Source organism: Bacillus cereus group sp. TH152-1LC (genome assembly GCF_027710505.1).
Lineage (GTDB): Bacteria > Bacillota > Bacilli > Bacillales > Bacillaceae_G > Bacillus_A > Bacillus_A mobilis.
In genome coordinates, this window is sequence record NZ_JAQFNK010000016.1 from 72,481 (window position 1) to 84,860 (window position 12,380).

A 12,380-nucleotide genomic window follows, 5' to 3' on the forward strand; every position below is an offset into this window, starting at 1 on the left:
TGGCCATATCTCGTCCTTGTCACGTACAGGGGGGCAACAAAGGTTATGAAACAGTCTGTTTCAGCTGAGCAAATTGAATTGAAATCGAGTTTACCAGGAAGTAAGAAAGTGTATGTGGATGGACCACGCGCGGGTATGAAAGTGCCGATGCGCGAGATTGAACAAAGTGAAACGAACGGCATTCCGAATCCGCCAATACGTGTATATGATACGAGCGGTCCTTATACAGATCCTGCGTATAAAGTGGAGCTGGAAAAGGGAATTCCAACGCCGCGCCATTCTTGGATCCTGGAGCGCGGAGATGTAGAAGCATACGAAGGGCGCGAAGTGAAACCAGAGGATGACGGTGTGAAAGTGGCTTCGAAACATACACCTGTTTTTCCGCAAATGGATCGCCAACCACTTAGAGCGAAGCAAGGGGCAAACGTTACGCAAATGCATTATGCGCGTAATGGCATCATTACATCTGAGATGGAATATGTTGCGATTCGTGAAGGAGTAGAGCCTGAGTTTGTTCGTAAGGAAATCGCAGAAGGCCGTGCTATTTTACCAGCGAATATTAACCATCCGGAAGCAGAGCCGATGATTATCGGACGTAATTTCCACGTGAAGGTCAATGCAAATATCGGAAACTCTGCTGTATCTTCTTCTATTGCAGAAGAAGTAGAGAAGATGACGTGGGCAACGCGCTGGGGTGCGGATACAATTATGGATTTATCTACAGGTAAAAATATTCATACGACGCGTGAGTGGATTATTCGTAACGCACCTGTACCAGTTGGGACTGTACCAATCTATCAAGCGCTGGAAAAAGTAAACGGAATTGCAGAAGATTTAACGTGGGAAGTGTATCGTGATACGTTAATTGAGCAAGCGGAGCAAGGCGTTGATTACTTTACGATTCACGCGGGCGTATTACTTCGTTACATTCCGATTACTGCAAAGCGTACGACAGGTATCGTTTCACGTGGTGGTTCAATTATGGCACAGTGGTGTTTATTCCATCATAAAGAAAACTTCTTATACACTCATTTTGAAGAGATTTGTGAAATTATGAAGCAGTACGATGTTTCATTCTCTCTTGGAGATGGATTACGTCCAGGTTCGATTGCAGATGCAAATGACGAAGCACAGTTTTCTGAGCTTGAAACGCTTGGTGAATTAACGAAGATTGCTTGGAAACATGATGTGCAAGTGATGATCGAAGGACCTGGGCATGTACCGATGCATTTAATTAAAGAGAATATGGAGAAAGAACTTGATATTTGTCAGGGCGCGCCGTTCTATACACTTGGGCCGTTAACGACAGATATTGCACCGGGTTATGACCATATTACATCCGCAATTGGAGCTGCGATGATTGGCTGGTTTGGAACAGCGATGCTTTGTTATGTAACGCCGAAAGAACATTTAGGTTTACCGAATAAAGATGATGTTCGCGAGGGAGTTATTACGTACAAAATCGCTGCACATGCGGCTGATCTTGCGAAAGGGCACAAAACGGCTCATCAGCGTGATGATGCACTTTCAAAAGCTCGCTTTGAATTCCGTTGGCGCGATCAATTTAATTTATCTTTAGATCCTGAACGTGCGATGGAGTATCACGATGAAACATTGCCAGCAGAAGGCGCGAAAACAGCTCATTTCTGCTCCATGTGTGGACCGAAGTTTTGTAGTATGAGAATTTCACATGATATTCGTGAATATGCGAAAGAAAATGATTTAGAAACGACAGAAGCAATTGAAAAAGGGATGAAAGAGAAAGCGAAAGAATTTAAAGACACTGGTAGTCATTTATACCAATAACACGTTACACCTCTTTACTTGATTGATCACACTGTAGTACCTAACTTAAATATAGAAGAAGCCCGCTTTGCTAAGACGGTAGCAAAGCGGGCTTCTGTCGTTTATAAGGCGAAGAAGAGGTGTACCCAGTAGTATAAGAGGAATAATGTGACGACTGTTGTGAGAGGAATAACGATAAGGGATACACTTAAATAGTCTTTCCATTTTACTTTAATTTTGTTTTGTTTCAGGATATACATCCAAATGAGGGAAGCTAGTGTACCAATTGGTAATAATAGTGAACCGATGTCACTACCAATAATGTTTGCGAGGTAGATAGTTTTTAATGTGACTGGGTCTAGTCCCATTTCTGTTAATGTGATTGTACCAATCATAAGTGCAGGATGGTTATTGAAGACGTTAGAGAGGAGGGAGACGAGTCCACCCATTGCAAAGCTAGCATAGAGTAGATGTTGACTTACAACTGGTTCAAGCCAATTTACAAGCGCCGCTGTTAATCCTGCGTTGTGAAGCCCGTAAATAATGACGTACATAGAGAATGCGAAAATTAAAATGTGCCACGGTGTCTTTTTCAAAATATCGACTGGGTTTGTTCGTAAGTAGTACCATCTCCAGATGAGAAGAACGAGTGAACCGAGTACAGCAACAATTTCGATTGGAATCGATAAGAAGGATGCAACGAATAGAAGACAACGCATAAGGAAGACGAAGCCTAATACTTTTAACATGAATTTTGTGCGTTTTTGTTTCGTATCAACGGAATTTTTTCCTTTTAACGGATGGAAGTTTTTCGTGAAGAAAATTTCTTCGATATCATATGAAGAAACAGGTAATTTTTCTGGTAGCTTTTTCTTTAAAACTGTATACATAAGCCATGACATAAACAGTAGTCCTAATGTTGCAGGTACAAACATCATAGCTGTGTGCATATAAAGAGTCATATTCACAATATTTAATGCGATTAAGTTTACGATATTGCTTACACCAATTGGTGCACTAGAGGCAGTGGCGATTAAAGCACCGCTTAATAAATAAGGGATTTGTTGATGCGGTTTTAATTGAAGGTTTTTTAGAAGAAGAATTAAAATTGGAGTTGTAATTAAAATACTACCGTCGTTATTAAATAAAAGAGTCATAAGAAAACATAATAACTGAATATACCAGTATAAACGGCGACCAGATCCTTTTGCTAAATTTGCAAGTTTCGCTGCGGACCAGTGGAAGAAGCCGAAACTTTCTAATATAACCGCCATAACGATGGTCGCTAATATTGTTATAGAGGCACCGCCAATTTTACTAATAATGTCCATGACGTCTGGTCTTGATACAAGTCCAGTAATCAAGATAATGCCAGCGCCAATTGCTGCCGGCCACGCCTCATTTAAACCACGGGGTCGCCAAAAGATAACAATCATCGTTAAGAAGAATACAATAATAGTAATCCATATTTCAATGCTCATATTTTGCCTACCTTTCTATTTTCCCTTGAACAAATGTAGCTTGTCTCAAGTTTATATTGATAGTATATTCAACAAAAAATAGGAAGAACTAGACATATAATGGAATAAAGTGAATATGTGTTTTTCAAGCGAAAGGACAAGTGTCACGAATAGTGAAATAACTATTGTGAGAGGCGTCTATAAATTGGGGGGCAGTAAGATAGTAAATGAAATTTATATGGGCGATTATGGAGATATATTGGCACAACGCAAAATATATCAGCGATTTTTAAAATATATCGACTTATCGACAAAACATGAAAAAAGGAGTCTGTTCCAAAATGCCTTTTGGAACAGACTCCCAACTATATTATTTTTCCTTCAAAAAAGTTCGATCCTTCAAGAATAAATTCCAGAAGAAAATAAATCCTGGTAGTAAAATTGCGATTCCAATTGCGTATAGAATAAGCAATGCATAGAATGTTTCTGTCGTTGTAAAACTTGTAAATACAGTTACATCAGGATAAATAATATAAGGTAAATGCGCGACACCGTAAGCGTAACTTGCAAATGCATATTGAGCGACGACTGCTAAAACGGCGATGCGAGGGTATCCTAGTGTGCCATACTTCTTGTTTGTCCACCAAAGAGAAGAGTACCCGATAACGAATAAAACGATAGAAACTGTAAACCATGGGAATTGCTTTATGAGTCCTTGCATAAGCCAGTGTGTTTCCGGATCCATTACAACGAGGGCGATAATCGCCGTAACGAGTGTTGCAGGACCAAGGATAATGGCGTTTCTTCTATAAATTCTATACGAATCTTCTGAACCTTGCTCTCTCGCAAAATCAGCAAGAAAGAGAGAGGAGAGAAATAGTTCCGAAGTTAGTCCGAAGAGCATATAGCAGTAGATAACCGGGCTAGAAAGAAGTTTTCCATACAGAAGTACTTCTTTTCCTTCAGACATTGTAATATAAGCTCCCTCTGTAACGGGTAAAACGGTAATTAATAAGGCTGGAATTAAGAGCCCAGTAATACCTGAAATCACCCGAAGGAGGAATTGATACTTTGGCAGAGAGTAGGCAAATACCATGAACGTACTACGAATTGCAATGAGTATTAAAATTAACATAACTGGCACGAACATCACTGTAGCAAGGGTGAAAGCAGCTTTCGGAAAGAAGCCGAGAAAAGCGACAACGACAAATACGAGAAATGTATTTGTTACTTCCCAGGTTGGTGATAAGTATCGATTGGCAAGCTTGGCAGCGAGAGTGGGATGTTTTGCGTATACCATGCCCCAAAAACCTGCTCCAAAATCGATGGACCCTAATATACTGTATACGAAAATAAGAGCCCATAAGATGATGATTGCAATACTTTCCTCATGCACGAGAATCGCCTCCTTCGTGATGTAAATCATTTGTAAGCGGATGTTTCTTAAAGAATGTCCGTAGTACAAAAACCGTTAAAATACCGAGTCCAATATACAAAATGATGAATAGAATAAATAAAGGACCGACAAAATCAGCGCGTGTAGAAGCATCGACTGTCCGTTGCATACCATAAATGGTCCAAGGTTGACGACCACTACAGCTGAAAATCCACCCGAATTCAATACCGAGCATCATAATTGGTCCACATGCAGCAGCTCCCCAAAGAAGCCACTTCGGTAATTCTGTTCCTTTTTTTCGGTAAACAAAGTACCAATATAAGAGGGCAATTGCTGCAACTGCAAAAGTAAAAGCAGCGGTGCCGACCATTAAGTTGAATAGTGTATGTGTATAAAATGGTGGCCATGTTTCTTGTGGGAATTCCTTGAGTCCTTTTACGACGGTGCTAGGATCGAGTCCCACTAATAGGCTAAGCATGTTCGGAATTTCTAGTGCGTAGTTTAGCTCAAGTGTGTTAGGATCTACAACTCCACCAATTGATAACGGTGCATGTGATGTCGTTTCAAATAAAGCTTCAGCAGATGCAAGTTTTTCAGGGGAATGCTTATGTAAGGCAATCGCTGATTCGTGTCCTGAAAGCCACATCGTAGCACCTGTAATAAATGTCACGACGAGTCCTAACAGTAGTCCCTTTTTATGATATGCCACTTCATGTTTACTTAAATTCTTCTTTAATAATTTAAATCCAGCGATAGAGGCAATGACGGCAGCTCCAGTTGTATAGGCTGTAATCACAACGTGGAATGCGCTTGTGCCAAAACTCGGATTAAAGAAAGATTTCCACGGATCAACGTTAAAAACGGATCCATCTGGTCCCATTGAAAATCCTGCGGGTGTATTCATCCATGTATTTGCTGATGTAATAAGCACGGCAGATGCCGTGGCACCAATCATGACGAAGAATAGTGAGATTAATCTCATGAATGGAGGTAGTTTGTCAGCTGCATATACATAAATGGACATAAACAAAGCCTCTAAAAAGAAAGCGAAAATCTCAATTTGAAAGGGAACAGAAATAACCTGTCCAACAATTTTGGCAAAACCAGGCCAAAGAAGTGAGATTTGCACACCAACAATTGTTCCAGTTGGAATTGCTACACCGAGAAGGATGGCAAACGCTTTCGTCCATCTTTTCGCCATAATGGCATAATCGGAATCTTTCTTCCAGTGATAGAGTATTTCACTTATAAAAATCATCAATGAAAGTCCCACACCAAGTGTTGCAAAGATAATGTGGAATGCTAATGAAGAACCAAAAAACGCTCTTGCTAATGTTACCGTATCCATATGTAAACTCCTCTTCTTTTTTGCCATTATTTTCTGATTGAATTGGAAGATTTATTCAAAAAAACTACCAAAAATATATATGTATTTAAAAAGTGGATATGGTAATATAATGTTTGAATATTCTAAATAGAAAGAAGTTAATATTTAATAATATTTTGTTTGTTTTTTAGTAAGGAATATTTTATAATCTTTTATGCGAACATAAGTTCTGATTTTAGAGGTGAAGAAGTTTATGTGAAATGGAGAGGATGTTTTATGTATCCTGAAGTCATTAAAAAGATGGCATTTTCAAAAGAGCATAGAGATTTATTATTGAAGCTGTATAATAAAGAGATTACGCGTCGTGAATATGATCGACTTGTAGCATCGCTATATAGACCTTCTAAAGAGGCTTGTGAGGGATAGAGGAACGGGAGACAATCTAATAGATTGTCTTTTTTACATTCATGTATGTTCTGGTAAAATTAAGGTTAGTCTTAATGGGGAGGTGAGAAGATTGCGGAAACGTTTATACATAGGGATTGGAGTTATTCTCTTAATCGCTTTAGGTGGCATTGTATTTTGGGCGGCTATACAAGGAAACCGTACAGAACATTTTATTTTAAGACATATGGTGAATGAAAATGGGACGCTTGCCACATATCGTTTAGCGGATACAAAGGCAGGTAAGGGTGAAGCGAAAGGCCGTGAAGCTTTATCGGAATCAGCAGGACTATGGCTACAATATACATTGGATAAAGACGATCAAGCGTTATTCGATGAACAAGTTAAAGTTATTCAAAATAGTTTTGTACATAAGGATCACATTGTTATATGGAAAATCTCTGAAAAGGGAGAAATGCAGTCAGCTACAAACGCACTTATAGATGATCTTCGTATTATAGAACAATTATATCGTGCTTATGAAATGTATAAGGAAGAGCGTTATAAAAACCTGGCAGATCAATTGAGTGATGCTGTAATTCGTTATAATAAGAAAGATAATTATTACGTTGATTATTATGATGCAGATGCAGGGAAACAAAATAATTTTGCAACTACATCATACTTAAATCCGCACGCATTCTCGTATATGAAGAAGTACGGCAAAGTTTCTGCTCAGCAATATCAGGAAGTTGTTCAATTTTTAGCAGATTATCCAAGGCATGGCTGGGCATTCCCAAAAGAGTATAAAGAAGATGGTACATTTACGTACGATAAAGAAGTGAATCTTATTGACCAATCATACGTTGCGTATCATCGAAGTTTAGGTGGCCTTTCATCAGATGCTTATTTAGAATTTATAAAGAAGAAATTCCAGAAGGATGGAAAGCTATACGGTCGTTACAATTTAGAAACGGGAAAACAAACTGTGAATTATGAATCGCCAGCCGCTTACGGACTAACGATCTTGTACGTACTACAAACAGGTGATACAAAGTTTGCAAAGGAATTATATGATCATATGGTCACATTCCGAAACCACAATGTATTTAGTAGATATTACGGTGGATACGTAACAGGTGAAAATAATAATACGCATATTTTTGATAACGTATTGCCACTTTTAGCGGAAATAGAATTGGAGAAGAATAAAAAATAGAAGGTGTTATCCCCTTTTGGGGTGGCACCTTCTATTTGTGTCGTTATTTGTTGATATAATTTTACACCTTAATATTAGAGAAGTACTCAATCACAAACTTACGGAATTGCTGAGCAGTTTTCGATAAGTAGCGTTTCTTCGACCAACTTAAGCCGATAGTTCGCTCGCAATTTGGTTCAATAATACGTAACTTATTTAATGCTAAAGTAGAGTTTTTTAATAAAGTTAAACTTGGGACAAAGGCGATGCCTAGGCCTTGCTTAATAAGGTCGCTAATCACGGTTGGTTCATCTACTTCAAAAGCGATATGTGGAGTGAAACCAGCTTCCCTGCAAAATTCATCCGTTAAGTGCCGAAATCCGTAACCAGTGTTCATACTAATAAATGGTTCATCCTTTACCTCATGCAGATGGATACTTTTCCGTCCTGATAAACGATGACCTGAAGGGACGACTAAGAAAATTTCTTCTGTAATAAGTGGTTCCCACATAATTTCCTCGCCTTCAATTGGTACAGAAGAAATGCAAAAGTCAATTTCTATATTATCTAGTTGTCGTTTCATAGAAGGAGTAGATGCGAGAAACTGTTGGAATCGAACGTTAGGATGCTCTAGTAGAAAAGAACCGAGTAGTTCTGGTAATATTCTCGGAATAGAAACCGCCAGTGTAATAGAGCTTTGTTGTAATTCAGCTAAATCTTTAATTTCTCGTTCACCTTCACTTAATTCATGAAAAATACGCTCTACGCGTTTTAAAAATACTTTTCCAAAAGAGTTTAATGTAATCTGTCGACCTTGGCGATCAAATAACGGGACGCCTAAGTCCTTTTCTAATCTAGCGATTGTTTTGCTGAGAGAAGGTTGTGCGATATGTAATTCTTCAGCCGCTTTTGTCATATGTTCTAATCGTGCGACTATCTGAAAATATTTTAGTTGAAGAAGTTCCATTTTGACTCTCCTTTCTATAGACCAAAAGGAATGAATTAATAATTAAAGATGTATTATACAGTATGGAAGGTGGCGTGTATAGTAAATCTGTTAAACCATTCTAATGGTGTGAAATTAGGAGAAGGAGTATGTTTCATGAAGGGAATTCAACTTATATTTAAAGATTGGAAAGCGATGTGGCACCATAAACATGGACGTATCGCTTTAATTTTTTTATTGATCGTTCCTTTAATTTATTCAGGATTCTTTTTAGCTGGATATTGGGATCCATATGGAAAATTAGATAAATTACCTGTGGCGATTGTAAATTTAGATAAGGGTGCTGCGATGGATGAAAAAACAATTCATGCAGGAGACGATTTTGTAAAAAATTTAAAAGAGAATAAGGAACTAGCTTTTCATTTCGTATCAGAAAAAAATGCGGATGAAGGGTTAAAAGAAGATAAGTATTATATGGTTGTTACGATTCCAGAGGATTTCTCTCAAAAGGTAAGTACACTTATGGATGAGAAACCAGAGCCAGCGCAGCTTCAGTACAAAGTAAATCCAGGTAAAAACTTTGTAGCAGCTCAAATTGGAACGACAGCTGTTGAAAATATGAAAACAAAAATTTCAAATAGTATTACGAAATCTTATACAGAAGGTGTCTTTTCAAAGTTTCAAGACTTAGCACAAGGGTTGAGTGATGCAAGTAATGGTGCTGACAAGTTACATGAAGGAACGACAGATGCAAGAAATGGCGCAAATCAGCTTGCAGATGGTATTCAGCGTTTTAGTGATGGGACATCAAAAGTGAAAGAGGGAAGCGAAAAACTTGCTTCTAGCCAATCTGCCTTAACTGGCGGAGCAAATGAGCTAAGTCAGGGAGCGAACTCACTTCATAGCGGTATGGAATTATTAGCTCAAGGTGAAAAAACTTTACAAGCAGGGGTTAATGAATTAAGTACTGGTACAACTAAATGGGTGAATGGAAGTGAGAAACTTGCTGAAGGGCAAGTGAAAGCGGACAATGCAGCGAATAGTGTAAAACAACAACTAGAAGAGTACGTGAAAAGTCATCCAGAAGTGCAGCAAGACCCTGCTTTTCAAAAAATCATTGCTACTTCTAATGGATTAGCTAAAGCAACAAGCACTTTAAATAATAGCCAACAACAATTGACACAAGGTGCGCAGAAGATTGCGGCTGGTCAGCATAAGGTTGAAGAGGGCATGAATACATTTGGTGTTAAGTTAAATGAGGCTACTACTGGAACGAAAAAGATCGCAGATGGTGCGGGGAATTTGGCTGATGGATTTACGAAGTGGGGGAACGGATATATATCCCTGCAAAAAGGTGTAAATCAGCTTGCTAGTGGCGGAACAGAGTTAAATAACGGTGCTGGTAAGTTAAAAAGTGGACTTGTTAAACTTGACGATGGTGCGAAAGAGCTCTCCACGAAATTGGGAGAGGGCGCAGAGAAGATAGCGGATGTTCGCAATGATGATGCACGCAATACGATGTTCTCAGAGCCAGTTCAATTAGTGAAGTCGACAGTTTCTGATGTGCCTAATTACGGTTCAGGTATTGCACCATATTTCTTATCACTTGCATTTTATGTTGGCGGCATTATGGCATCAAATATTTTACCGCTTGGCCGTAGGCAAAATATGAAGGTAAGCGGAACGGTACATTTTATTAATAAACTAGGATTGGTATATGTAATTGGGCTTATTCAAGCATTACTTGTGGATGTGGTTGTACTAGGAGTTATGAAATTAGAAGTTGCAAGTGTGTCACTCTTTGTTTTATCAAGTATCGTTATTTCCTTTACATTCATGACGTTTATTCTTATGTTAGTAACGGTATTTGGTCTTGTTGGAAAGTTCTTAGCGGTAACGCTTCTCGTCTTGCAATTAGCGACGAGCGGGGGAACTTTCCCAGGAGAATTAAATATAGCTGTTCTTAGCAAGATTGGACAATTTCTCCCAATGTCCCATTCTCTTAGAGGGCTACAAGATGTGATTTCTTTAGGAGATTGGTCGCAATTACAAATGCAAATTTTAGTATTGTTATGCTATCTCGTTGTTGCTGGTGGAATTGCTTGGATCACGAGTCATATACAACATAGGGAAACGCATGCAGAACAAGTTTCTTAAAATGAAAAAGCTATCCATTTTTTAGGATAGCTTCTTTTTTATTTGCGCTGCATTACCGCAAAGTAATTGTTTTCATTATCAGCAAAGTTGAATGCTCTACCTGTAGGTAAATCTACAACTTGTCCAACTGTAACGTTTTTCTCAGAAAGATCTTTATACAGTTGATCTAAGTTATTAGAGAAGAACATAAGTGAAGGCGTATTTAAGTTTAATTCAGGTTGCATCTTCGCAATTAACGCTTTATCGTGAAGGACGATGCTTGTGCCTCCTTCTTTCGTTGGTGCAATTTTAATCCAGCGAAAGCCTTGTCCGTTATTTTCTTCCGCAATAATTTGGAATCCTACTGTCTCAGTCCAAAATTGTACTGCTTCATCTTGATTATTTACATATAACATAATTTGTCCAATTTGATTAATCATAGGTGTGTCCTACTTTCTTTTCTTATATGGAATTCTATTATATCAAAGATATGGTTTGAATACCTTTTCGTGATTTTTTCGAAGTATAATCTTAGCCCATCTCACATTTTTCGTAGGAGAAGGTCCTGCAATCCACGTATGAAATGGTAGTGTACTACAAATGACCATTGCTGAAATTGAGATTGTGGCCGTTATTGTAAATAATAATAGGCTATATAATATTGTGTTTTCTTGCAGTGTGAATAATGAAAGAAATTTTGTGCATAGTTGCAAGAAGAAAAAATGAGCTAAATAAGCACCATACGTGTAATTTCCGATAAATCGTAAAGCTTTATATAAGAAACCGCGTCGCTGTACGATTGTAATAGATAGCACGTAAAGTATAATAATTTCGCATACGATATATAAAAACATAGACGGTTTCAAATAAGTCGAAACGGTTAAATGAATAGAGTTTGCTCCGTAAAAACTAAATAACTCATAATTAATGAATAAAAATAAGATGAAAAATAATATTGTAATAAGCGGGATATGTTTCATGACAAATGTACGCCACGTTTTTAATGCGACAGCAGCGATTCCTCCCATGACGAAATAGAATGAGTAGAAGAAGAAGGAACGGTCTGTATAATGTAAAATGGTTGAGCTAGTCAATTTTTCTCCATTAAAAATGTAGTGAGAAGAATACCACATTAAGAGGAAATATAGAGAAGCAAAGATGGTCATATATTTATATATGTCTTTTTTATTTTCTGTTCGTTTTTGAAACCAATAAAATAGTGTACATAGTAAAGGGAACAATAAGTGAATTTGGAACATCATAATCACGTACCAAAGATGGGGTGCAGCTGTTCCGAGTAATAAACTTTTTATACCACTTTGTAGTGTAATCATATCGTTTGTTGTTAATAAGTAAAGAATAGACCAGAAGAAATAAGGAATGAGTAAATGTGCGGCTTTTTCATAAATATATTCTGTGTAGGCTAGTTGCTTCGTATATTGCCGAATTAAGTGAAAGCCAACGATAAAGATGAATGCAGGTGCTGAAAATTTTGCAAGGTTGAATAGCATGCCCATAATGAGGGATTGCTCAAGTAAGACATTTCCTTGATTCATTGTATATAATAAGGAACTTTGCAAAACGACAGCAAGGAATGCGATGCTTTGCAAAACTTTAAATTCTGGTGCGCTTTGTGTCATCATGTCCATCTCCTTTTCCATACATGATTATAGTACGGAGAATGGATGATGGGTGTGGAATATTTGTGAAGATTATAACAAATTTGTGGCGGAATGGATTAACAATAA

At 37.9% G+C, this 12,380-nt stretch carries 10 protein-coding genes; 4 read left to right on the forward strand and 6 right to left on the reverse strand.

What is annotated here, in order from left to right:
• Positions 1–45 precede the first annotated feature (45 nt).
• Entirely contained in the window at positions 46–1,806 is a 1,761-nt protein-coding gene (gene thiC / locus PDL00_RS25675) for a phosphomethylpyrimidine synthase ThiC (RefSeq protein WP_242254169.1), read from the forward strand.
• Positions 1,807–1,907: 101 nt separating this feature from the next.
• Here thiC and PDL00_RS25680 read toward each other — a convergent pair whose 3' ends face one another.
• The 3 genes from PDL00_RS25680 to cydA form a co-directional block, all read right to left on the reverse strand.
• Entirely contained in the window at positions 1,908–3,266 is a 1,359-nt protein-coding gene (locus PDL00_RS25680) for an arsenic transporter (RefSeq protein ID WP_242254167.1), read from the reverse strand.
• Positions 3,267–3,615: 349 nt separating this feature from the next.
• The gene (locus PDL00_RS25685; RefSeq protein WP_000544166.1) at positions 3,616–4,641 is read right to left on the reverse strand and encodes a cytochrome d ubiquinol oxidase subunit II; all 1,026 of its coding nucleotides are present in this window, start codon (positions 4,639–4,641) and stop codon (positions 3,616–3,618) included.
• A complete protein-coding gene (gene cydA / locus PDL00_RS25690; protein WP_270732015.1) occupies positions 4,634–5,989 on the reverse strand; it encodes a cytochrome ubiquinol oxidase subunit I in 1,356 nt (451 codons plus the stop codon). Before cydA ends, PDL00_RS25685 begins: the two co-directional genes overlap by 8 nt.
• A gap of 255 nt (positions 5,990–6,244) precedes the next feature.
• Here cydA and PDL00_RS25695 point away from each other — a divergent pair, with 255 nt between their 5' ends.
• Together PDL00_RS25695 and PDL00_RS25700 are read left to right on the forward strand one after the other, a co-directional pair.
• Positions 6,245–6,394: a hypothetical protein gene (locus PDL00_RS25695; protein ID WP_000283173.1), complete on the forward strand. Its 150-nt coding sequence runs from the start codon at positions 6,245–6,247 to the stop codon at positions 6,392–6,394.
• A 91-nt stretch (positions 6,395–6,485) separates the two neighbouring features.
• A complete protein-coding gene (locus tag PDL00_RS25700) occupies positions 6,486–7,571 on the forward strand; it encodes a transcriptional regulator (protein ID WP_242254163.1) in 1,086 nt (361 codons plus the stop codon).
• A gap of 61 nt (positions 7,572–7,632) precedes the next feature.
• Here PDL00_RS25700 and PDL00_RS25705 read toward each other — a convergent pair whose 3' ends face one another.
• Positions 7,633–8,517, reverse strand: a complete 885-nt coding sequence (locus tag PDL00_RS25705; protein WP_242254161.1) for a LysR family transcriptional regulator — start codon at positions 8,515–8,517, stop codon at positions 7,633–7,635.
• A gap of 135 nt (positions 8,518–8,652) precedes the next feature.
• On the opposite strand from PDL00_RS25705, the gene PDL00_RS25710 reads away from it, so the two are divergent.
• Positions 8,653–10,653 (forward strand): YhgE/Pip domain-containing protein, encoded by a 2,001-nt coding sequence (locus tag PDL00_RS25710; RefSeq protein WP_270732018.1) that lies wholly within the window; start codon positions 8,653–8,655, stop codon positions 10,651–10,653.
• Positions 10,654–10,691: 38 nt separating this feature from the next.
• Here the strand turns inward: PDL00_RS25710 and PDL00_RS25715 are convergent, their stop codons facing one another.
• Positions 10,692–11,072 carry a VOC family protein gene (locus PDL00_RS25715; protein ID WP_270732020.1) on the reverse strand — a complete coding sequence of 127 codons (381 nt, stop codon included), beginning with the start codon at positions 11,070–11,072 and terminating at the stop codon, positions 10,692–10,694.
• A 42-nt stretch (positions 11,073–11,114) separates the two neighbouring features.
• The gene (locus PDL00_RS25720; RefSeq protein WP_242254156.1) at positions 11,115–12,272 is read right to left on the reverse strand and encodes an acyltransferase; all 1,158 of its coding nucleotides are present in this window, start codon (positions 12,270–12,272) and stop codon (positions 11,115–11,117) included.
• Positions 12,273–12,380: the final 108 nt, after the last annotated feature.

Bases quoted from the DNA above. Each gene is read 5' to 3' on its own strand.
- thiC (WP_242254169.1), top strand. From the start codon at position 46: ATGAAACAGTCTGTTTCAGCTGAGCAAATTGAATTGAAATCGAGTTTA.
- PDL00_RS25680 (WP_242254167.1), bottom strand. From the start codon at position 3,266: ATGAGCATTGAAATATGGATTACTATTATTGTATTCTTCTTAACGATG.
- cydA (WP_270732015.1), bottom strand. From the start codon at position 5,989: ATGGATACGGTAACATTAGCAAGAGCGTTTTTTGGTTCTTCATTAGCA.
- PDL00_RS25695 (WP_000283173.1), top strand. From the start codon at position 6,245: ATGTATCCTGAAGTCATTAAAAAGATGGCATTTTCAAAAGAGCATAGA.
- PDL00_RS25705 (WP_242254161.1), bottom strand. From the start codon at position 8,517: ATGGAACTTCTTCAACTAAAATATTTTCAGATAGTCGCACGATTAGAA.
- PDL00_RS25710 (WP_270732018.1), top strand. From the start codon at position 8,653: ATGAAGGGAATTCAACTTATATTTAAAGATTGGAAAGCGATGTGGCAC.
- PDL00_RS25715 (WP_270732020.1), bottom strand. From the start codon at position 11,072: ATGATTAATCAAATTGGACAAATTATGTTATATGTAAATAATCAAGAT.
- PDL00_RS25720 (WP_242254156.1), bottom strand. From the start codon at position 12,272: ATGACACAAAGCGCACCAGAATTTAAAGTTTTGCAAAGCATCGCATTC.